The sequence below is a fragment of the Clostridium sp. Marseille-Q2269 genome, from assembly GCF_943736985.1.
Lineage (GTDB): Bacteria > Bacillota > Clostridia > Clostridiales > Clostridiaceae > Clostridium_F.
Window position 1 is genome coordinate 16,800 of the sequence record NZ_CALSFS010000021.1, and the last position, 23,645, is coordinate 40,444.

At 26.7% G+C, this 23,645-nt stretch carries 22 protein-coding genes; 16 read left to right on the top strand and 6 right to left on the bottom strand.

Translation table 11 applies throughout. From position 1 onward, the window contains the following. Nucleotides 1-31 precede the first annotated feature (31 nt). A complete protein-coding gene (locus NGI68_RS16440; protein ID WP_251862526.1) occupies nt 32-673 on the bottom strand; it encodes a 4Fe-4S binding protein in 642 nt (213 codons plus the stop codon). A 488-nt stretch (nt 674-1,161) separates the two neighbouring features. Between NGI68_RS16440 and NGI68_RS16445 the strand changes: the two genes are divergently transcribed. Beyond that, on the top strand, nt 1,162-1,572 hold the full coding sequence (locus NGI68_RS16445) for a universal stress protein (protein WP_251862527.1): 411 nt from the start codon (nt 1,162-1,164) through the stop codon (nt 1,570-1,572). Nucleotides 1,573-1,669: 97 nt separating this feature from the next. Here NGI68_RS16445 and NGI68_RS16450 read toward each other — a convergent pair whose 3' ends face one another. Beyond that, the gene (locus tag NGI68_RS16450) at nt 1,670-2,122 is read right to left on the bottom strand and encodes a YtxH domain-containing protein (RefSeq protein WP_251862528.1); all 453 of its coding nucleotides are present in this window, start codon (nt 2,120-2,122) and stop codon (nt 1,670-1,672) included. Between the two features lie 411 nt (nt 2,123-2,533). On the opposite strand from NGI68_RS16450, the gene NGI68_RS16455 reads away from it, so the two are divergent. The 9 genes from NGI68_RS16455 (at nt 2,534) to NGI68_RS16495 (ending at nt 11,502) form a co-directional block, all read left to right on the top strand. Next, nucleotides 2,534-2,701 (top strand): zinc-ribbon domain-containing protein, encoded by a 168-nt coding sequence (locus NGI68_RS16455; RefSeq protein WP_251862529.1) that lies wholly within the window; start codon nt 2,534-2,536, stop codon nt 2,699-2,701. A gap of 76 nt (nt 2,702-2,777) precedes the next feature. Next, nucleotides 2,778-4,352, top strand: coding sequence for a DEAD/DEAH box helicase (locus NGI68_RS16460; RefSeq protein ID WP_251862530.1), 1,575 nt, complete (start codon nt 2,778-2,780; stop codon nt 4,350-4,352). Nucleotides 4,353-4,667: 315 nt separating this feature from the next. Further along, the gene (locus NGI68_RS16465) at nt 4,668-5,399 is read left to right on the top strand and encodes a polysaccharide deacetylase family protein (protein ID WP_251862531.1); all 732 of its coding nucleotides are present in this window, start codon (nt 4,668-4,670) and stop codon (nt 5,397-5,399) included. A gap of 222 nt (nt 5,400-5,621) precedes the next feature. Next, a complete protein-coding gene (pdxS, locus tag NGI68_RS16470) occupies nt 5,622-6,494 on the top strand; it encodes a pyridoxal 5'-phosphate synthase lyase subunit PdxS (protein WP_251862532.1) in 873 nt (290 codons plus the stop codon). A gap of 4 nt (nt 6,495-6,498) precedes the next feature. Beyond that, nucleotides 6,499-7,077: a pyridoxal 5'-phosphate synthase glutaminase subunit PdxT gene (gene pdxT, locus NGI68_RS16475; protein WP_251862548.1), complete on the top strand. Its 579-nt coding sequence runs from the start codon at nt 6,499-6,501 to the stop codon at nt 7,075-7,077. A 246-nt stretch (nt 7,078-7,323) separates the two neighbouring features. Continuing rightward, entirely contained in the window at nt 7,324-7,533 is a 210-nt protein-coding gene (locus NGI68_RS16480; protein WP_251862533.1) for a hypothetical protein, read from the top strand. Nucleotides 7,534-7,804: 271 nt separating this feature from the next. After that, nucleotides 7,805-9,298, top strand: a complete 1,494-nt coding sequence (locus tag NGI68_RS16485) for a spore germination protein (RefSeq protein WP_251862534.1) — start codon at nt 7,805-7,807, stop codon at nt 9,296-9,298. Beyond that, nucleotides 9,282-10,403 (top strand): GerAB/ArcD/ProY family transporter, encoded by a 1,122-nt coding sequence (locus NGI68_RS16490; protein WP_251862535.1) that lies wholly within the window; start codon nt 9,282-9,284, stop codon nt 10,401-10,403. The genes NGI68_RS16485 and NGI68_RS16490 overlap by 17 nt, the downstream gene beginning before the upstream one ends. After that, the gene (locus NGI68_RS16495; RefSeq protein WP_251862536.1) at nt 10,369-11,502 is read left to right on the top strand and encodes a Ger(x)C family spore germination C-terminal domain-containing protein; all 1,134 of its coding nucleotides are present in this window, start codon (nt 10,369-10,371) and stop codon (nt 11,500-11,502) included. Before NGI68_RS16490 ends, NGI68_RS16495 begins: the two co-directional genes overlap by 35 nt. A gap of 263 nt (nt 11,503-11,765) precedes the next feature. Here NGI68_RS16495 and NGI68_RS16500 read toward each other — a convergent pair whose 3' ends face one another. The 3 genes from NGI68_RS16500 to hcp form a co-directional block, all read right to left on the bottom strand. After that, nucleotides 11,766-12,998: an aminopeptidase gene (locus NGI68_RS16500; protein WP_251862537.1), complete on the bottom strand. Its 1,233-nt coding sequence runs from the start codon at nt 12,996-12,998 to the stop codon at nt 11,766-11,768. A gap of 142 nt (nt 12,999-13,140) precedes the next feature. Beyond that, nucleotides 13,141-13,755, bottom strand: coding sequence for a DUF2238 domain-containing protein (locus NGI68_RS16505; protein WP_251862538.1), 615 nt, complete (start codon nt 13,753-13,755; stop codon nt 13,141-13,143). A gap of 820 nt (nt 13,756-14,575) precedes the next feature. Further along, nucleotides 14,576-16,288 carry a hydroxylamine reductase gene (hcp, locus tag NGI68_RS16510; protein ID WP_251862539.1) on the bottom strand — a complete coding sequence of 571 codons (1,713 nt, stop codon included), beginning with the start codon at nt 16,286-16,288 and terminating at the stop codon, nt 14,576-14,578. Between the two features lie 525 nt (nt 16,289-16,813). On the opposite strand from hcp, the gene NGI68_RS16515 reads away from it, so the two are divergent. The 4 genes from NGI68_RS16515 to NGI68_RS16530 all read left to right on the top strand — a co-directional run bounded on the left by NGI68_RS16515 (nt 16,814) and on the right by NGI68_RS16530 (nt 19,890). Then, nucleotides 16,814-17,356, top strand: a complete 543-nt coding sequence (locus NGI68_RS16515; protein WP_251862540.1) for a VanZ family protein — start codon at nt 16,814-16,816, stop codon at nt 17,354-17,356. A 194-nt stretch (nt 17,357-17,550) separates the two neighbouring features. Continuing rightward, on the top strand, nt 17,551-17,931 hold the full coding sequence (locus tag NGI68_RS16520; protein ID WP_251862541.1) for a GntR family transcriptional regulator: 381 nt from the start codon (nt 17,551-17,553) through the stop codon (nt 17,929-17,931). Between the two features lie 5 nt (nt 17,932-17,936). Beyond that, nucleotides 17,937-18,833, top strand: coding sequence for an ABC transporter ATP-binding protein (locus NGI68_RS16525; RefSeq protein WP_251862542.1), 897 nt, complete (start codon nt 17,937-17,939; stop codon nt 18,831-18,833). After that, complete coding sequence (locus NGI68_RS16530) at nt 18,817-19,890, top strand: ABC-2 transporter permease (protein ID WP_251862543.1); 1,074 nt, start codon at nt 18,817-18,819, stop codon at nt 19,888-19,890. Before NGI68_RS16525 ends, NGI68_RS16530 begins: the two co-directional genes overlap by 17 nt. Before the next feature lie 516 nt (nt 19,891-20,406). On the opposite strand, the gene NGI68_RS16535 is transcribed toward NGI68_RS16530, so the two are convergent. Continuing rightward, entirely contained in the window at nt 20,407-20,727 is a 321-nt protein-coding gene (locus NGI68_RS16535) for a YbjQ family protein (protein ID WP_251862544.1), read from the bottom strand. A 406-nt stretch (nt 20,728-21,133) separates the two neighbouring features. Between NGI68_RS16535 and NGI68_RS16540 the strand changes: the two genes are divergently transcribed. Together NGI68_RS16540 and glpK are read left to right on the top strand one after the other, a co-directional pair. After that, a complete protein-coding gene (locus NGI68_RS16540) occupies nt 21,134-21,838 on the top strand; it encodes an MIP/aquaporin family protein (protein ID WP_251862545.1) in 705 nt (234 codons plus the stop codon). A 242-nt stretch (nt 21,839-22,080) separates the two neighbouring features. Beyond that, entirely contained in the window at nt 22,081-23,577 is a 1,497-nt protein-coding gene (gene glpK, locus NGI68_RS16545; protein ID WP_251862546.1) for a glycerol kinase GlpK, read from the top strand. Nucleotides 23,578-23,645: the final 68 nt, after the last annotated feature.

Here is a 23,645-nt window from a genome sequence, read left to right on the forward strand (position 1 = left end):
GTGCTTTTAGATGCTCTAGGTCATTCTTGTATTAATTTATAGCATTTTTAGGACATATATTTACGCATTTTCCACATTGTATACAATCCGGATGGCTAATGGTGTTGTTTTTGTAATTATAAGGAACTATGCCCATAGGGCAAGTTTTTTTGCAAAGTTTACAAGAAATACAATTTGAATATACAGCTAGTTTTTTGCTATCTCTTTTAAAATAAGATATTAAAGATGAGATACTTCCCATTGGACAAAAATTACACCAAGTTCTGTTGTTATAAAAAAAGCTTAGTATTATACCAACAAATGTTGTAATTACAATCATTCTATAAAAAACCATGCCTATGCCCATAATATCTCCCCAATTTTTATATATTCCACTTCCAAACATATAAAACATAAATATAATAACTAATAGTCTGAAAAATTTTGATTTAAGAAATTTAGGAACATTGTTATGATTGCTAAATTTATATAGAACATTATCAAAGAAACTACCACGTGGACAAATATTTCCACACCAAAACCTTCCTTTACCTAAGATTGCAAGTAAAATAGGTCCAATCATACAAATAATAGCTATTAGAGCTATTTTAGGGTTGAATAATCCTACAACTATAAAAAATATAAGAATAATATAACCATATTTTTTACAAAGATTTAAAAAAGAAGAACTCATTAGATCACCTCATAAAAATGATATATACCCAATAGGGGTATATAAAGATTTTATTATATTACAAAATCTATGTCAATAAAATATATTAAAAAAATAATTTAAATATAACATAATTTGTTTATTATATTTTTAAAAGATGATAGTTTGACATAAGTATAAATAATATACTGTAGCAAAAAAACTTTAATATTACATATAAATCTTTCATATAGGATAAATTACTATTTAAAAATATAAAGTATTAAAATCGTATATAAGTATTGAAATCCATGTGATGGATAATGAAATTACTTTTTTAGTATTTAAAGTATATTAATTTAATAGTTGTCTAATATAACACATTACAAATAATTAATATAACATTTGTTCAGAGAATATGTTGAAATAATACCCAATATATGTTAATATAATAACAAAGATATTGTTAATAAAATAACAAATAACTTTCATCTAAAAATATATTATTATAAATAAAGAGGTGTATTTGTATGGGAAAATTAAAAGTTTTAGTTCCAGTGGATTCATCTGAGAGAAGTAGTTATTCTTTAGATTTATTAAAAGATATGTTTGATAAAAAGCAGGTGGAAGTTACTTTAATAAATGTTAAAGAAGTAAAAGTGAATAATATCTTTTTAATTCAAGAAAAATTAAGAAAGCTTAAAGCTAAAAGTGAAAGAGTCATGAATGAAGCAAAACAGAAAATTATAAACCTGGGATATGAATATGAAATGTATTCTTGTTTTGGTATACCAGCTGATAAAATAGTGGAAAAGGCTGAAAAAGATAATTTTGATATGATAGTTATGAGTAAATCTAATAAAAAAGGATTAAAAAAAATTATGAGTTCTGTAACTGCTAGTGTAGTTAAAAATTCTCAAATACCAGTAATTGTTGTCTAAATAAAATTGAGCTCTTGTTTTTAAACTATAAAATAAAAACATTATGGAATTAATTTAACACTAATTCCATAATGTTTTTGTTTATTAATTATTAAAACTATAAATTGTCTGATTGTGGATTAGAATCTTTATAGTTGTTTTCGGTTTCCTTTCCCATGTTATCAGCATTATCAGCTGAATCTGTAAAGTCTTCATAAAAATCTTTAGAATTTTCTACAACTTTATCTATAGTATCTTCCACTTTATCTTTGCTTTCTTCATATATATTATTTATATCTTCACCAGTTCTATTTATGTTTTCTTCTATCTTTTCAGATTTTTCCTTTAAAATTTCTTTTATATTTTTTCTTTTATCTTTCATTTTATTTTTAAGGTTATGTCCTTCATTCTTCATGTCTTGAATCTTAATTTTGAAACTTTTGCCATAATCTGTTTTTTTAAAATCGCTACATCTAAATTTTTGATGGGCCTTTTTTAATATAAGTACAGAACCTGCTATAGCTATTGTAGAACCTAAAATTTTCCCAATAGTACTTTTATTTCTTTTCATAATGTACCCTCCTTAAAAATCTATAGAATTATATAATTATATTATGTATGTTTTTGAAATAAATACTTTTAAAATATAATTATAATAACCACAATTATAAGTGATTTATATACGATAAATCGAAAAAAATTAAAAATAATTTAGATATATGTGAAATAATTAAGTAAAAAATAAAATGCAGATAATTTAGAAAAAATGAATATATATTAACAGATAATAATTTTTTTAACATTATACCATAAAAAATATATTAAAAAAATAGCTTTAAAACATATTGCATATAAAATTTATTTGTGATATTCTATAGAAAGTGATTTAATAAGATAAAAACTAGGGTCTGCTTTTTTAAGAAGTATAGATTTTTCTTTATTAAATTAAAATAAATTTTCTTAAAAAAGGAGAGATATACAAATGTCAGATAAGAATATTACATGTAAAGATTGCGGAAAAGAATTTGTTTTCACTGAAGGAGAACAAGAATTCTACAAAGAAAAAGGATTCGAAAACGAACCACAAAGATGTCCAGATTGTAGAAGAGCTAGAAAACAATCTAGAAACAACAACAGATCTTTTAGATAATTAGAAAAGATTTTTTATTGGCTGTTGATTATATGTCAACAGCCATTTTTAATTAACAACCAGAAAGGAACATTGTATGGAAAACAAAAACTTTGGAAATTTAAACTTAAATGAAGATGTACTAAAAGCTATAGAACATATGGGATTTGAAACTCCATCTGCAATACAAGAAAAATCAATTCCAGTATTATTGGAAGGTGCAGACGTTATAGCACAAGCCCAAACAGGAACAGGTAAAACTTTAGCTTTTGGAGCTCCTGTAATAAGTGCTTTATGTAATGAGGAAAAAAGAAAAGGAGTAAAAGCTTTAGTGTTAACTCCTACAAGAGAATTAGCTCTTCAAATAAAGGATGAGTTAAAAAGATTGTCTAAATATAGTAAAACAAAAGTACTTCCTGTTTATGGAGGAGAATCTATAGAAAGACAAATAAAGGATATTAAGAGTGGAGTAGATATAGTAGTTGGAACTCCAGGAAGAATATTGGATCATATTAACAGAAGAACTTTAAAACTTGGAGGAATCAATTTCCTAGTTTTAGATGAAGCAGATGAGATGCTTAATATGGGATTTATAGAAGATATAGAAACTATAATGGCAAGCACACCTGAAGAAAAACAAACTATGCTTTTTTCAGCCACTATGCCAGAATCTATTAAAAAATTGGCTTTAAACTACATGAAAGAAGATGTAGAGCATATAGCTATTTTGAAAAAATCTTTAACAGTAGATAAAATAGAACAAAATTATTTTTCAGTAAAAAATAAAGATAAGCTAGAAGCTTTATGTAGAATAATAGATTCTGAGGAACCTGAAAGTGCTATAATATTTTGTAGAACTAAAAGAGGTGTTGATGAATTAGTAGAAGCTATGCAATCAAAAGGATATAATGTAGAAGGTATGCATGGAGATATGAGTCAAAATCAAAGAATAAATACTTTGAAAAAATTTAAAAAGGCTAACTTAAACTTTTTAGTTGCAACAGATGTAGCAGCTAGAGGAATAGATGTAGAGAATATATCTCATGTTATAAATTATGATATACCTCAAGACGCGGAATCCTATGTTCACAGAATAGGAAGAACAGCAAGAGCTGATAAAGAAGGAACAGCCTATTCTTTAGTTACCCCTAGAGAAGTATCTTCTATTAGACAAATAGAAAGAATAACTAAGAGTAAAATTAAGAAAAAAGAGTTACCTACATTAGAAGATATATTAGAAAAGAAATATGATAATTTATTAAATAATGTAACTTCTAAGGTGAAAGAAAATAATTATGAGAATTTTATGCCAATGGTGAAAACTTTAGAGCAGAATTTTGATTTATCTCAGGTTGCAGCAACATTAATGGAAATGTTATTTAGCAAAGAAATGAGTTTTGATTATACTAATAATAAACTAGAGGCAGAAGTTCCAGTAAGATTATTTTTAAGTGTAGGAAGAAAAGATAGTATAAATGTAAAAAGCCTATTAACATTTATTCAAGATACAGCATCTGTAAAAAATCATGAAATTGGAGATATAGACATATTAGATAAATTTACTTTCATAGATGTACCATCAAATGTTGCAGAAAAGATAATAAATAAATGTTCAGGTAAAAAATTAAATAGAAGAAAAGTTAATATCGAGATAGCTAAAAGTAAAAAATAGATTATTTTAATTTTTAGTTATTTAAAGGGGAATTACTAAGGAATTTAGAAGCTAAGAGGTGAATTTTATTTGTTTCTTAGCTTTTGTTATTTTTTGATAAAAATGAGAATAAATTATTGTGTTTTAATTTTATAACATTAATTATTAATATTATAGGCATCATGTATTTTATATTTATAATTTATCTATATTATACAAATATTAAATATAAATATGAAAATTAAGGTAGAATAATTTAATCTCTAAGACTAATAATAAAACATAGAGTGAGCCTAAATAAATATCATAATAAAGATTTAGGAGGGATATGTTTAAGTGAATAGTAAATTTAGAAAGTTCATATATCTATTTTTATTCATAGCGTTAATTTTTAGTGGAATTACTTCATTTAATTATAAGGTTAAAGCTGATAAGAAAAATGATGCACATGAGAAAAAAGAAATTTATTTAACATTTGATGATGGACCCAGTGATAAAACTACAGAAAACATACTTCAAGTATTAAAAGAAAATGATGTGAAAGGTACCTTTTTTATAATAGGAAAATATATAGATGGTAGAGAAGACGTACTTAAAAAAATAGTTAAAGAAGGTCATAGTATAGGACTACATACCTATAGTCATAATTATGAAACTATTTATAAAAATAATAAAATTTTTATAGATGAAATGGAAAAATGTAAAGATGAAATATATAAAGTTACAGGTGTTAATACTAATATAATTAGATTTCCAGGAGGAAGTGTAAAAAGATTAAATCAAGAATTTAAGAATGAATTAGAGAAGAAAGGTTTTAAAATATATGATTGGAATATGGCGCTAACGGATGGTATAAACCCTAAAGCACCTGTAAGTAAATTTTATAAAGAGGGTACTAAAAGAAAAAAAACATTATCTAAAATTATATTACTTATGCATTGCGATCATTTAAACAAAAACACTTGTAAAGCTCTTCCAGATATAATTAAATATTATAGAGCTCAAGGATATGAATTTAAAATCATTCATAAAAACACACCAGAATTTATATTCCCTTACAAGGAGTAATGATGAAAATGAGACTGTGGCACTAAGAATAAATTCTACAATATATTGTGTTGACTTTAAACTTGCGAAACAATATATTGTGCTTAAGTTATCTAGTGCCATAGTCCCATTTTTCTTTTGCAATTGTATGGGATCATAATGTATGGGTACAATTGATGGAATAGCATTTCTGTGAAATAATGGTATCACTTAATTGTAAAATATGAAAAGGGGGATCTATTTATGGAAAATAGACAGAAATTAAATGAAAATTTAGCACAGATGCTTAAAGGCGGAGTTATAATGGATGTTGTAAATGTAGAGCAAGCTAAAATAGCAGAAGAATCTGGAGCAGTGGCTGTAATGGCGCTGGAGAGAGTACCATCAGATATTAGAAAACAAGGTGGAGTTGCAAGAAGCTCAGATCCTAAAATGATAAAAGAGATAATACAGTCAGTTTCTATTCCGGTTATGGCAAAAGTGAGAATAGGGCATTTTGTAGAAGCTCAAATATTAGAAGCTATAGGAGTAGATTATATAGATGAAAGTGAAGTTTTAACACCAGCAGATGATTTATATCATATAAATAAAAGAGATTTTAAGATACCATTTGTTTGTGGAGCAAGAAATTTAGGGGAAGTTTTAAGAAGAATAGGAGAAGGAGCTTCTATGATAAGAACTAAGGGGGAAGCTGGCACAGGAAATGTAGTGGAAGCTGTAAGACATATGAGAACTATAAGTTCAGACATGAGAAAGCTACAACTAATGCCAAAGGAAGAATTAATGACAGCAGCAAAAGAAATGTCTGCTCCATATCATTTAGTAGAATATGTGGCTCAAAATCATAAACTGCCAGTAATAAATTTTGCAGCAGGGGGTATAGCAACACCAGCAGATGCAGCCTTAATGATGCAATTAGGTTGTGATGGAATATTTGTAGGATCTGGAATATTTAAATCAGATAATCCTCAAAAAAGAGCAAAGGCAATAGTTAGAGCAACAACTTACTTTAATGATCCGGAAATTTTAGCTAATGTTTCAAAAGATTTAGGAGAAGCAATGTCAGGTTTAGAAATTAGCAAATTAGAAACAGAATTTGCTGAAAGAGGCTGGTAATATGATAAATGTAGGAGTGCTAGACCTTCAAGGTTCTGTAGCGGAACATATTAAAATTCTAGAAAAAATTCATGATGTATTTCCTGTAAAAGTGAAATACAAAGAGGATTTAGATAATATTCAAGGAATAATATTGCCAGGTGGAGAAAGTACCACATTAGGTAAACTTTTAAAAGATTTTCATATATATTATCCATTAAAAAATAAAATAGAAATGGGACTACCTGTATGGGGGACTTGTGCAGGTATGATATTGTTGGCAAAACATATACAAGAACAAAAAGAAGCATATCTTAAATGTATTGATATAGAAATAAAAAGAAATGCTTATGGTGGCCAATTAAATAGTTTTTCTACAGAAGGAATTATAAATGAGGTGGACAAGAAGCCTATAGAATTAGTTTTTATAAGAGCACCTTATATAACTAAAATTGGACCTAATGTAACCATACTAAAAAAGATACGGGGAAATATAGTAGCTGTAAAAGAAAAAAATATTTTAGTTACATCTTTCCATCCAGAACTTATAGAAGATACAAGATTTCATAAATATTTTATAGATAAATTTATATTAAATAAATAAATAAAGCATTTTAATCATTTATTTTGTATAAATATAATTCAATAAAAGTATACTTAATAGAAACTCTTTTTAATTATATATAAATATAAATTAAAAAGAGTTTCTATTATGTTCAATATTTTCAAATATTATTTTAATTATATAAATAAAAAACTAAAAAATACTTACAAATATTTGAAAAACATTTGTAAAGGATGTATAATATAAATATGCTTTGGAATTTTATTCGAATGGAGGTTGGTCGGTATGCTAGATAGGGGATTTATACAAAATGGATATGTTTATAATGAATGTGGAGATAGAATTTACCTTATAGAAGATATTTATATTTATAATATAAATAATATGCTTTGTGAATTTTACATTAAAGATAATTTAATTTGTGAAATGGAAGGGCCAGGAAAGTATTGGCTAAATAATAATTCTATTTATTTTTTAGGTAAACAAGCTATGTAAAATAAGTAATAAAGTTAAAGAAATAAATATGAAAAGTTATTATTATGGGAACATTACTTAACAATATAATAATGCACAATGAGGATATAATATATTAAAGGCACTATGAAAATTTATATAAATTTTTATAGTGCTTTGTGATTTTTTGAACTAAAGATTTATTTAACCATTAAGATTTTAGAGATCTGATGAGTAATACAATTAATTTTGGAAAATTTGAACATAATATAGATAGGTATATTAATTAAGTTATATTAAGAAAGGATAAAAAATGAAATATATGTTAAATAATAAGATGAAATATATCTTAGATAAACTTAATGAACCAGATAAATTTAATGTAAAAAAGATAAATTTAGGTAAAGGTAATAATATAAAAATAACATTGGTTTATGATAAGGATTTAACAGATAGAAATCTGATGAACAACTACATATTAAAACCTTTAATGCTTCATGTAGATGAAAGTTTTACAGGGAAAGAAAATATCACAGAAATTTTAATAGAAAAATATATATGTGTAGATGATATTATTTTAAAATCAGATAATGAGGAAATAATGGATTTTATAAAAAAAGGATTCACAGCAATTTTTGTTCCTAGTAGTGAAGATATAATAATTATTAATACTGTTAAAAGAGAGTATAAGCCTATTCTACCACCAGAAATAGAAAGCTCTATTAGGGGACCTAAGGAGGCTTTCACGGAAAGCTTAGAAAGTAACTTGTGCATAATTAATAGAAGAATAAAAGATAAGAATTTAAGAATAGAAAGATTTATAATTGGAGAAAGATCACAAACAGAAGTTGCAATTATATATATAGAAGACATAGCAGATGAAAATATAATAAATCAGATAAGAGAAAGGCTAAATTTAATACAAGTAGATCATATAAAAACTATAGGGTATATAGAGCAGTATATAGAAAATAATGCTTATACTGTTTTTCCACAATTTTATACCACGGAAAGACCAGATGTAATGGAAGCTAATATTATGGAAGGTAGGATAGGCATAGTTATGGAAGGATCTCAGCAGGGAATAACTGTACCTGCTATTTTCACAGAATTCTTTCAAACAGTAGAGGATTATAATCAAAAATTTATGTTATCAACGGTTATAAGGATTTTTAGACTAATAGCTGTAATTTCAGTATTAAGCCTGACATCTATATATTTAACTCTTGTAAAATTTAATGTTGAATTACTTCCAGATAAGCTATTGCAACCTATCGTACAATCTAGAGTTGGTATTGCACTAAGTCCAGTGATGGAAATCGTTTTAATGGAACTTATAGTAGAATTTCTAAGAGAAGGGGGTTTAAGATTACCTTCTAAAATAGGGCAAACTCTAAGTGTAGTTGGAGGAATTATAATTGGAGATGCTGCTATAAAATCTCATCTTGTAAGCTCTACAACGCTTTTAGTAGTGGGAGTGTCTACCGTATCTACATTCCTTATCCCTAATTATGAAATGTCTTTAGCCATTAGGATATTAAAATTTCCTATATTGTTTTTAACTAATGCTTTAGGAATAATAGGTGTTGCTATAGGTTGGTTTTTTGTATTGGTGGAATTATGCTCTTTAGATAGTATGGGAGTTCCATATCTTCAATTGAAGAAATCAGACATGAAAGATATATTTATAAGAGCACCTTTGTGGAAAATGGAAAAAAGACCCAAGGCTATCCCAAATAAAAATCCTGTTCGTCAGAAGAACTTTAGAAGAAGATTTAGGGAGGGTGAAAATGGAGAACAGCAATAAAAATACGTTGACTACAACTCAAGCTATATCTATTATAGTAGGATCAATGATAGGCATAGGAATATTATCATTACCTGCTAATTTAGCCAGTATAGCTGGTAATGATGGTTGGATGGGAGTAATTATAGGCAGCATATACCCCTTTTATATGGTGGCATGTGCTATATTTATTTTTAAAGATGCTTCTTATCAAGATAGAAATATAATAGAAATAAGTAAAAATTATTTTGGAAAAGTTATTGGCAGTATACTTGCTTTTATATTCAGCTTTCAATTTTTTACTTATATAATTATTACTACTGCTAATATAAGCAGCATGTTAAGAGTTTATTTAGTTCTATTTTTGGAACAGTATAGATTAGCTATTCCCATACTATTAATTTCAGTATACACTGCTACCAAAGGAATAAAAACTTTAGGAAGAATAAATGAAATTGTTCTTTATTTATCTATTCCATTAATAGCAATCACTGCTTTGGCAATAAAACAAGGTAGTATTTTAAATATTAAACCTATATTTGATGCCCCTCTTTTTTCTATTATAAAATCTAGTATAGAGCCTATATATTCTTTCGTAGGAATAGAGATTATTTTTTTAATTACTCCTTTAATGAAACATAAAGAAAATATAAAAAGTTCTTTTTTAAAAAGTGTATCAATAATAGTTTTTTTGTATGTATGGTTAAGTTTTATAGCTATATATTATTTAGGTGCAGATGTTGCACAAAATTTATACTGGCCTACTTTATCTCTTGCAGAAACAATTGCTATACCAGGAATAAGCAATTTTAAATTTGTATTCATGTTTTTATGGAGTAGTATAGTTTTTAAAACAATAGCAAATCAAAATTACTTTTTTTATTATTCATTGTCTACAATATTTAAAAAAATAAATCCATATATTTTATATATATTAGTATTTTTAGTTGCAGGTAGTATTATTAGTAGAATAAATAGCTTAATGCTTCTTAGAATGATTAATAAGACTATTAGTATATTTTATTTAATATTTAATTTAGTATTTATAACTATCATAACTATTATGAAGATTATAAAATATGGAGGGAAAAATGAAAAAGTTAATGGAGAAATTAAGCAACAATAGAATAATAATAATAATTTTAATAATAATAATTTTAAATATATATTATTATAATCCTGATATAAAATATGCAGAGGAATTGGATATACCATCTGGTATAGGTTATAATTTTCAAACGAAGATAGATAACATTAGGTATTATGAAATACCAATAAGTGCTTACATTTTTAATCCCAATGGTACAACTACAAGCACTATACATGAAGGCAAAGGAGAAACCATATTAAAAACTCGTCAAGATAGACAGAGACAGACAAATAGAAAGTTTTTATTAGGAAACGAAAAGATTTATCTTATTGGAGAAAAGGCTGCTTATGATGGTGTAAGTGAATTTATAAATCTTTTATTTTTTAATCCTTTGGCTAATCCCCAAGCAGTTTCATTAGTTTGTTCTGGAAATCCAAAGGATATGTTAAGTCATAAAGTAAAGGGATATCCTAATGCTGCAGAATATATATATGGATTGATTCAGAATTCACCACAGTATAATTTCTTTCCCACTAAAGGATATCTAACAAATCAAAATTATTATACATTAAAGACTGAAGGCAAAACTCTAGTTCTACCTTATATAGAAGCAAAAAAACATGGCATAGAAATTACGGGCTTGGCACTTTTTAAGGAAGGTAAGATGCAAAGAAAAATAGATTCAGATGAGATGAAAGTATTAAATGGGTTAAGAGAAAATGAAACTAAAGGAATTATTAGTGTTATAAAAAGTAATGATAAATTTATAGATGTAGATTGTTATGTAAAGAGAAGAGTGAAATGTTACAAAGATAAGGGAAAATATAAGTTTGTAATAAAGCTTGATATAAAGGGAGATGTGATTAATTGTAAATCATGTAAATATAATTTATCTACAACAGAAGGAAGAGAGGCTATACAAAGGGAGATCAAAGAAAGAGTATATAATAAATCTACTGCATTTATCAATAAAATGCAAAAGGAATATAGATTAGATGTTTTAAATTTAGGTAGTGTGGCAGCAGCTAAGTATGGAAGACATACTGGGGTGGATTGGGATGAAGTAATAAGTGATTCAGAAATAGATGTGGATGTAGATATAGATTTAGTTAGAGGTGCTAGGGGCACATTTTAAAATTAATGTAACTGTCAATAAGATTGGCTCAAAATTTAATTTACCACAATATGACTTATAAAGATACTTTAACTAGCACAATAGATCAATTTATGTAAAAAATAAATTTGGCTGTTGAAAAAAATATATTTATCAACAGCCATGCATTAATTTATAAACTAATAAATTTAAATTATTTTAAATTTCATGTGAATATATTAGGAATTTTCATAATTCAATTTTTTATTAGATAATATATTAGTATTTATAAGTGTTATGTTTTATTAAAATGCCCAATCTCCATTTTTAAAGATTTGAATTTTATCACCATTTTTATTTTCACCTATAATATCTAGATCAGGGGAGCCTACCATGAAGTCTACGTGAGCTAAAGAATTGTTGGCACCGGCCTTTTCTAATTCTTCTTTTGTCATATTATCTCCATTTTTAATACAAGTAGGATAAGCTTCACCAAGGGCTAAATGACAAGAAGCATTTTCATCAAATAGTGTATTATAAAAAATTATATTTGAATCTGAAATAGGAGAATGAAAAGGTACTAAAGCTACTTCGCCTAAATAGCAGGAACCTTCATCTGTTTCTATTAATTTTTTTAGAGTTTCATAACCTTCTTCAGCAGAGAAATCTACTACTTTACCATTTTTAAATTTTAAAGTGAAATTGTTTATTAAATTTCCACTATAATTTAAAGGTTTTGTACTTTTTACTATACCGTTAACTCCAGTTTTTAGAGGAAGGGTAAATACTTCTTCAGTAGGCATATTTGCTACAAAATAAGTTTTATTTTTATTGTATTCTCCTCCTCCGCACCAGATATGACCTTTAGGTAGTTCTACAGTTAGATCAGTATCTTTTGATTTATAATGTAGTTTAGTTAGCTCTTTATTATTTAAAAAATTAACTTTATCTGCTAAATTATTTAAATGTTCTTCCCAAGCTTTTACGGGATCTTCTCTATCTATTCTAACTATATTAAATATATTTTCCCAAAGTTTTTTTATAGCTTCTTGTTCTTTTAAATTTGGGAATACCTTTTTTGACCACGCTGCTGTAGGAACAGATAGAACGCACCATGATACAAAACTATTCATTATGTATTCATAATATTTTTTTAATGCTATTCCCCTTGTTTTATTAGCTGTTGCTATTTTTTTAGGATCAACGTCTTTTAATAATTCTGGATTTGAAGCTGATATAGATAAAAAGGCAGCATTTTCTTTTGCTAAACTTTCTAATCCATCGGCTTCCCAACAAGGAAACTCTTCAAACGTTTCAAAAGGAGCTTTCATATATTTTATAAGAGACAGCTGTTCATCACTCCATCTCACATTAACATTTTTAGCACCTGCGTCATAAGCTTTACTAGCTATGATCCTTACAAATTCCGCGCATTCTATAGGGGAATTTATAACAAGAGTTTGGTTAGGTTGTATGTTTATACCTATCTTAACAGCTATGTCAGCATATTTTTCTAAAAGTTCTTTAAAATTATTCATAAAAAACACTCTCCTTATAATATGTGCTTTATACTAGCATATATTTCTTTTATTATTAGTTTAAACCAATAAATATATAAGTCAATTATATTAATAAATTAATTAAGGATATATATATATAATATTATTAGACAAGTTAGCTCTATTTTATTTGATTCTTATAATATTTCTTATTTTTAACAATAAAATAATAAAAAACATAAAAAATCACAGAGCCTATAAGATCTGATATTAAATCTATCATGGTATCATTAATACCACAATATTGTACTCTTTGCATATTTAGATTAAAAAAGGTGTCCATGGTAAATTCATATATTTCCCAAATAACACCACATAGTGCTGTAAGAGATAATACGAAAACAAATATAAAAAAAGCATTATCAGTATCTATTCCCATAGGAGTATTATATTTTTTTAATATAATAATAGCACAAAATCCTATTATTATACCGGATATAGTATGAACCATGGTATCCCACCATTCATAACTATAGAAATTATTTAAAGTACCTAAATAAAGAGAAATAAATATAAAAAATATAATAGATAAATATAAAGTTTTATCTGCTTTAATCTTTAATATTTTAAATATTAAAGGAGGAATAAATGTTAATATAAAGGCAGCAATTCCAATTACAGTGAAATAATAATCCTTTTTAACAATATTACTTATTATATTAATAAAAATAAGAGTTCTTATGATGTATTTACATGTATTATAAGTTACTGTTTTTATTTTATAGTTAATTTTCAAAATATCACCTAGCCTTCCTTTGAGTAATGGCCAATATATAATATTATATGGTGATTAATATGTTATTATTATGAAAATATTTCACCTAAAAGTTTATACCACCTTTAGATTAAAAAAAGGATATGTGGTTAGAAAGGCAACTCACTTCAATAAGAGATTCTAATTTGTTTTTCCTTAAAATATATGATTCCAAATTATAACTCGCTGAACGCTCAAACAATAATTTAGAATATACATATATTTTGGAATAACAAACAAGAATCTCTAATTTTGTTCAAATACCTTTTACACCACATATGCCAATTTTTCAATCTAAAGGAAGATAGTATAATTGTTTGAATGTAACTTTTTATTGAAGAGAAAGTACAAAAAGGGTATTTTACTTCCTCTTTTTACGTAAAATCTACAATTATATTTTTATTATTTAAAGAAAGGACTTAAAAAATTTTTTAGTTAGAAAATTCGTGGGTATTATATCAACTAAATATAATCTTTATAAAATTTATATAGATTAATTTTACATATAAAGTAGCTACATAATAATATGCTTTTAAAGATATTAAAACAAAAAATACTTTTAGAGAAGATAGATATCTAGAAAAATAATTAGGACATTTTATCTGTGAACTAATATTTAAGTGTGAAGTAAACAGGACGTTTACTTAGATCTGTTGCCACAGGACGTGGCATTAGGATCCGTTAGCTTAAATATTAGAGCACAAATATTAGTATCCTTTATTTTTATAGCCATCTATTGACTAAAAGTATTCCTTGTTTTAATTTTTATACTTTAAAAGATGTTACGTGGTAATTTTCTTATTTAGTTCATGAACATTTTTATATCTTCATCCACTGTTGATATAGTTCCTATTCCAAAGTTTTCAACTAGTACTTTAGCTACATTTGGTGATAGGAAAGCTGGTAGTGTTGGTCCTAAGTGAATGTTCTTCACACCTAAGTGAAGTAATGCAAGTAATACTATTACAGCTTTTTGCTCATACCATGCTATATTATAAGAAATTGGTAATTCGTTAATATCTTCAAGTTCAAATACTTCTTTTAATTTAAGAGCTATTACAGCTAATGAATAAGAATCATTACATTGACCTGCATCTAATACTCTAGGTATTCCATTGATATCTCCTAAATTTAATTTGTTATATTTATATTTAGCACAACCTGCTGTTAATATAACTGTATCCTTTGGAAGAGCTTTTGCAAAATCTGTGTAGTAATTTCTACTCTTCATTCTTCCATCACAACCAGCCATTACAAAGAATCTTTTTATGGCTCCAGTTTTTACTGCATCAACTACCTGTGGAGCTAGAGCTAAAACTTGATTATGAGCAAATCCACCTATAATTTCACCTTTTTCTATTTCTTTAGGAGCAGCACATTTTTTTGCATGATTAATTATTTCAGAAAAATCTTTTTTACCATCTTTTGAAGGATTAATATGTTTAACTCCTTCGAAACCAGTTACACCAGTAGTGTACATTCTATCTTTATAAGAAGCTTTAGGTGTAACAATACAGTTTGTAGTCATTAAGATTGGTCCATTAAAAGCTTCGAATTCTTCATTTTGTTTCCACCAAGCATTACCATAATTACCTACAAAGTGTTTATATTTTTTGAAAGCTGGGTAGTAATTTGCAGGAAGCATCTCGCTATGAGTATATATATCTACTCCAGTTCCTTCTGTTTGTTTTAAAAGTTCTTCCATGTCTTTTAAATCATGTCCACTTATTAATATACCAGGATTATTTCTAACACCTATATTAACTTTTGTTATTTCAGGATTTCCGTAAGTTGATGTATTAGCTTTATCTAATAGGGCCATAGCATCTACCCCATATTTTCCACATTCTAAAACTAAAGCAGTTAAGTCATCACCAGAAAGTGTATCATCTAAAGTGGCTACTAAAGCTTTTTCCATGAATGCATGAATGCTATCTTCGTCATACTCTAAATTATTGGCATGTTCTAAATAAGCTGCCATTCCTTTTAATCCATAAGTTAAAAGTTCTCTTAAAGATCTTACATCTTCATTTTCTGTAGCTAATACGCCTACTGTTTCAGCTTTCTTTTTAAAATCTTCAGGATTATTTGCAACCCATACTGCAGCATCGTGAATTTCTTTTTCATCTTTATCATTTTTTATTCCTAAAACGCTTAAGAATTTAGAGGTCCAGCTTTTATTTTCTTTTGAATCATAAGAACCACCAGCATTTATGATAGAATCTTTTAAGTTTTGTCTTATCTTTAAGCCTTGTTGTACTCTAAAATTTAGTGCTTTAGCATCAAAATTAGCATTAGTTATAGTGGAGAAAAGACTCTCAACTATAAATTTATCAGCTTCATTAGTCTTTAGTCCCATTTCTCTAGCTTTAGAACTATATATTGCAATTCCTTTTACTACATAAATAATTAAATCTTGAGTTTTGGCTATATCTTCAGTTTTACCACACACACCTTTTACAGTACAACCACGTCCACCGGCAGCTTCTTGACATTGATAACAAAACATACTCATTATTAATACCTCCATATATTTTAAATTTTTTTAAAATTACTTATTTTTAATAGAGTAACCTTATCGCTTAACTCTGAATTAATTGTATAAAAAAAACACTTATAATTCTGTAACTTATGTTACCTAACAAAAAGTTTTTTAAATTTTTTTGTTTTTTAATTGTTTATATGATTTACACAAGATAAAGATGTAGGTATTTGATGGTGATATGAATAATTCAATTAATAATAGATTTTTTGATAAATTAGAAATTATTATAATAATAAATATAATTATATTGACAATAGATGGAATATATAGTACTGTATTAAGTGTACTATATATTATAGTACACTTAATACTCATAATACACTTTATTTTTATAGAGAGCATACAAAAGATAAATTTGATAATTGTTTAATATCCTAAAAAACCAGGGTTTAGAGTTGAAGAGGAGTAAGATTTTATAATTTATATTCATTAATTATAAAAGATATTATATATTTCATAATAATATGTCATTATATTCAACGAGGCGATTTTAGAATGAAAAAGAGAATAATAAATATTTTATTTTTTACTGGGTTTGTATTTTATATTCTATTCTTATTGGAGAACATTCCTTTTAAATATGTATTACTTAGTAGCAACAGATATTTTTCTAGAACACTTAATTTAATTCCCTTTTATGATGTTTTTAATGGAAATTATAATGGATTAGATATTTGGGGAAACGTAATTCTATTTATTACATTAGGAATCTATATAAATATGGTTAAGTGGAATATATCGAAGAGCACAACAAACAAAAGAATATATAACAGTTCCATAATACACAAAAAGATTTGTAAAATTATATTAATTAGTTTAGCTTTTGAAGTGGGGGAATATATATTTGGTATAGGTGCTACCAATATAACAGATGTTATTACTAATACTATGGGAGGAATCATTGGTATAACTATATATATTGTAATTAAGAAGATTTTTAAACAGGATAATAAAGTAAAAAAATTTGTTACTATATGTAGTATTGTAATTATCATACCAGTTGCAATTATAGAGATAGGACTATTTATATACAATTAAATTATCCATAGAATCTTTATTAAATTAATTTAGTAATTTCAATATTAAGTAATCTCAATATTATATAAATTATATTAAAAAGAATATCAACACCAAATGTGTTTTGATTTATGCTTTAATATTAACAATACTTTGTAAAAAACATATAAAAGTAAAAACATTATTTAAAATCAATAAAAGAAGGTGGTGAAATAATGATAAATATAGACAGTAGAAGTAGTAAACCTATATATGAACAGATAATAGACAGTATAAAGGAAAATATCATAAGAGGAATATTAAAGTCCGGAGATAAATTACCATCGGTGCGAGAAATGGCTGTAATGATAACCACGAATCCTAACACTGTTAGTAAGGCTTACAAAGAACTAGAAAGACAAAAAGTTATAGAGGTTTTAAGAGGAAAGGGAACTTATATATCAGATTTTAGTCCTAAGGAGGATGAGGAAAAAATGAATTTTTTAAGAAAGGAATTAAAACAGCTTCTTATAGAGTCACAATATATGGGAATAGATAAAAAAGAATTTATAAAGCTAATAGAAGAAATTTATAATGATTTGGAAGAAAAGAGGTGATGGAGTTGATAAGCATAAGTAATGTTTCAAAAATATTGGGAGATAAAAAAACTTTAGATAATATTAATTTAAATATAGAAAAGGGAAGTATATTTGGTATTATAGGAGAAAATGGAGCAGGTAAGACAACTCTTATAAAGTGTATGTTAGGAATATACAAACAGGATGAAGGAGAAATAAAGATAGATGGTCAGTGTGTTTTTGAAAATCCTATAATAAAGGGAAAGATAGGTTATGTGGCAGCAGAAGTTCAATATTATTCATCCTTTAAAGTAAAAGAACTTATAAAATTTTATGCTTTAACTTATACTACTTTTTCCTATGAAAGGTTTAAAGAACTTAATAAAATATTTAAAATACCAGAAAATAAGAGAATAAGAGAACTTTCCAAAGGTATGAAAATGAGAGTTAGTTTAATGTTAAATTTGAGCATATATCCTGAAATATTAATATTAGACGAGCCTACTTCTGGATTAGATCCTATAATAAAAAGAAAATTAATAAACATATTAGTAGAGGAAGTTTCAGAAAGAAATACTACTATATTTATAGCAAGTCATCATTTAGATGATTTAGAAAGAATATGTGATTCTATAGCTATTATAGAAAAGGGGAAAATAAAATATACAAATAACATAGAGAATATGAAAAAATATATAAAGAAACTTCAAGTTTTATTTAAAGATAAAAATAAAATAAAGGAAATAAAAAATTGGCATGAGATAATGACAGCTGAGAATATAGGAAGAATAAATTATTTAATAACAAATGATTACACAGATGAATTACAAGAAAAATTATTAAACGCAGGAGCAGAGTTTGTAGAACAAATAGATTTAAGTTTAGAGGATATGTTTATATACTCCATGGAAGGGGGTAAAAAAGATGAAAACTTTATTTAAGGATCCTTTGTTTTATAAAGAGTGGAAAAATAGCAAATGGATTTGTATACTCATGACATTAATTTTATTTTGGCATAAGGTTAACTACATTTCTAGTCAGCTGGATTTTTTTAAAGATACTACTAAGGGTAATCAGGCTATGTTTGATAAAATGTGGTTTAATAAATATTTATTAAGTTCAGGCACAGATGGAATTATGCTTATGGCAGGGCCAACACTATTACTATGTATATTATTGTTCAAAGGGGAAAAACAGGATTCCACCTGTGATTTATTACATTCTATGCCTTTTACCAGAAAAGATATTATAATATCCAAAATTAAAGTTGGAATTTTAACTATAACTATACCATTTTTAATTAATTTTATACTGCTTACATGTTTCTATTTAAACAATAAATCTTATATAGGAACTTCTTATATGGATATACCTAAGTTTTATTCTATAAATTTATTATTTATTTTGTTCTTTTTTGTATTCTTAGTATTTATGGAAACTATAGTGGGACAGTATTTTGCGGCTGTTGTATTTTCTCCAATAATTTTGACGGTGCCATATATGCTTACATCTTATGTAGTAGATTTAATAAGATTTACGCAAGGATTACAGTATGATGCTTTTAAATTTGTTAGTATAAGTAAAATTAGTGAAAATTTATTTATATATGGTATAATCCAATCTAAACCATTATTAATAGATAAAAAGGATATAAATGGGGAAATAATAAGAGATGTTGATAAGCTTATATATGAAAATTTTAATATTAAAATAATGATACTTATAGTTTTAATAGTAGTATTTTCTATTTTAGCAGTAATCATATATAAAAAAGTTAAGTTAGAGAGAGTAAATAAATTAATTATATTTAAACCTATTGAAACAATATTTAAATGGGGAGTAGCCATATGTGTAGGTATGATTTTCTCACAAATATTTGGATATCCTCATAAACCAGAAGAATCAGCTAATATGCCTCTTATATACACTACACTAGTAATAGGTACAGTTATAGGATATTTTATATCAAAGTTAGCCTTAAAGTTTTCCAATAGATAAAATTGTATAATAGTGTTATTCACTTTCCTTAAATAATAAATTTCAAATAATCTAAAATATTACTGAAAGTTGATTTAATATGTAAAATATGATTCTGTAATATTAATTTAACTAGCACAAGGAATTAAATAAATTTTATATTAAATAGTATTATACTGGCATTTTCAAAGATAAATAAAAAAACAACTGCATAACAAAAGTCATATAATTGGAATATTATTTTTTACATTTATAATGATTGTAGTTTTTTTATTAACAAGTATTTCTCCTATTAGTGGATTTCACACAGATATTCCGCTTGATGAGATATCATATATTCCAGTTATAAGTACCTTGACAATGGTTAAGGCGGTATTTAATGCAAATATACCAGGAAATGAAGATGTGTTATATCTTGTTGCAAACATACTTGGAAACATTTTGATGTTTATAATTTGTTATTGATAAATATAAAAATTGCTAGTAATTAACAGCTAAGTCAGTATTACTAGCAATTTTTATATTAAAGACAAATAATTAATCAGTTATAACTCCAGTACCAGAAGCTGTTACCATAAGCATACCTCCACCTTGACCTAGGACTTCGTAATCTATATCTATTCCAACTACTGCATTGCAACCTAATGAGGTAGCTCTATCCATCATTTCATTTATAGCTTCATTTCTGGCGCGAATTAGTTCTTCTTCATATCCTTGAGATCTTCCACCTACCAAATCTCTTATACCTGCCATGAAATCTTTTAGAAAATTTACTCCTGTAATAACTTCTCCACAAACTATTCCTTTATATTCTATTATTTTTTTACCTTCTATATTGTTAGTAGTTGTTGTTATCATAATTAAAACCTCCTAAAAATTATTATAGAATGAATTCTATATAGTTTATGTAAATCCTTCAAAAATAATATTAAAAATTTTTCATGTAATGGTATTTTAAATAAATTTCAGAAATATACTAAAATAGAATACTATATAAAAATGGATTACGAATATATTTATTGAAATATATGTATTAATATTAAGAATGCAATTACAAAATTTTATAAATTTATATATTTTGTATAACTAATTTTAATAAAATAAAAAATATCTATTGAAAACGTAAACAAAAATGATAAAATGTAATAAATTTAATAATATTAGGCGGAGATAAGAGAGCCAATTCATTACATTTTTATGGGTGAATTGGCTTCATTTTGTCTTTTTTAGAATTCAAATAATTTTCACAGGGGGAGTAAAAATTATGTCAATTTATATGGCGGAGTTTTTGGGTACTATGATGCTTATTTGGTTAGGAGATGGTGTTGTAGCCAATGTAGTTCTTAATAAGAGTAAGGGAAAAGATGGAGGATGGATTGTTGTAACTGCTGCATGGGGATTAGCTGTAGCTATACCCGCATATATTTTTGGAGGTATAAGTGGAGCACATTTAAATCCAGCAGTAACTATTGGTAATGCTATAGCAGGAAGTTTTCCTTGGTCAAATGTATTAGGCTATATTGTAGCTCAAATGCTAGGAGGATTTGCAGGAGCTGTTTTAGTTTGGCTTACTTATCTTCCACATTGGAAAGCTACAGAGGATAAAGCTGCTAAATTGGGAGTGTTTTGTACAGCTCCAGCAATAAGAGATACAAAAGCTAATTTTATAACTGAATTTTTAGCAACAGCATTTTTAGTATTTGGTTTAATGGGTTTTGGACAGGCTAAAATGGTAGCTGGTTTTGGTCCATTAATTGCAGGTGCATTTATATTTGTTCTAGGACTTTCTTTGGGTGGACCAACAGGATATGCTATAAATCCTGCGAGAGATTTAGCACCAAGAATAGCCCATGCAATCTTACCTATAGCAGGAAAGGGAGATTCAGATTGGAAATATGCTTGGATACCAGTAGTGGGTCCAATATTAGGTGGAATATTAGGGGCATTAGTATTTATGCTAGTTTTCTAATTTAAAAATTGTAAAGGTTTTGGGATAAATAATTATAGAAAAGACAAGTTTAATAATTATTAAATAAATAAAATGAAACAGAATATTTATGACTATTTTTAAAATTTAAATATAACAAAGTAGTATTTAAATATATGATTTTACTAGTTTTAATTATTATAATATTTCATTTTATAGAATTGTTTTGATAAAACCAATTTTAAACAAATACTGTTTTATAAAAAGGGAAGGTGGAGGTTGTAATGGAAAAATATATAATGTCTTTAGATCAAGGTACTACTAGTTCAAGATGTATAATATTTAATAAAAAAGGTGAAATAATAAGTGTGGCTCAAAAAGAATTTACACAAATATATCCTAAAGCAGGATGGGTAGAGCATGATCCACTAGAGATATGGGGAAAACAAGCAGGGGTAGCAGGCGAAGCATTAAATATAGCAAGAATATCTCCAGAACAAATAGCTGGTATAGGTATAACCAACCAAAGAGAGACTACTGTTGTTTGGAATAAAAGAACAGGAATGCCAGTATATAATGCTATAGTATGGCAATGCAGAAGAACTGCTGGTTATTGCGATGAATTAAGAGAAAAAAATATAGATAAAATTATAAAAGAAAAAACTGGATTAATGTTAGATGCATATTTTTCAGCTACAAAAATAAAATGGATATTAGATAATGTAGAGGGAGCAAGGGAGTTAGCAGAAAGAGGAGATTTACTATTTGGAAATATAGATACTTGGTTAATATGGAATATGACAAAGGGAAAAGTTCATGTAACAGACTACACCAATGCTTCAAGAACTATGTTATTTAATATACACGATTTGAAATGGGATGAGAAATTATTAGATATATTTGATATTCCAAAATCTATGCTACCAGAAGTTAAGCCATCTAGCTGCATATATGGAGAAACAGATGAAATACTATTTGGAGTACCAATTCCAATAGCAGGAGATGCAGGAGATCAACAAGCAGCCTTATTTGGACAGACTTGCTTTAAGGCAGGAATGGCTAAAAACACTTATGGAACAGGTTGTTTTTTATTAATGAATACAGGAGAAAAGGCGGTAGACTCTAAAAACGGACTACTAACTACTATAGCTGTAGGTATAGATGGAAAAGTTGAATATGCATTAGAAGGAAGCATATTTATAGGTGGAGCAGTAATTCAATGGTTGAGAGATGAACTTAGAATGGTAAAGAGTGCTCCAGAAACAGAAAGATATGCTACAGCAGTTGAGGATAACAACGGGGTTTATCTTGTACCAGCTTTTGTTGGAATAGGGGCACCTTATTGGGATTCTTATGCAAGGGGAACTATATTAGGTCTTACAAGAGGAGCTAAAAAGGAACATATAATAAGAGCAGCCTTAGAATCTATGGCATATCAAACTCATGATGTTTTAAAAGCTATGGAAGAAGATTCAGGTATAGAATTAAAAGCATTAAAAGTAGATGGAGGAGCCTGTCAAAACAATTTCTTAATGCAATTTCAATCAGACATATTAGATGTTGAAGTAGATAGACCAGAAGTAGTAGAAACTACAGCATTGGGCGCAGCGTATCTTGCAGGACTTGCAGTAGGATATTGGAAAAATAAAGAAGAAGTATCACAAAATTGGGCAATTTCAAGAAGTTTTGCTCCAGCAATGGAAAAAGAAAACAAAGAAAAACTTATAAAAGGATGGCATAAAGCAGTAAGAAAAGCAATGGACTGGGAAGATAAAGAATAAAATTTACATATGTTAATTTTCATACTAAATATTTATGCGTTAGCAATGAAAATTCGTATGATTAATTT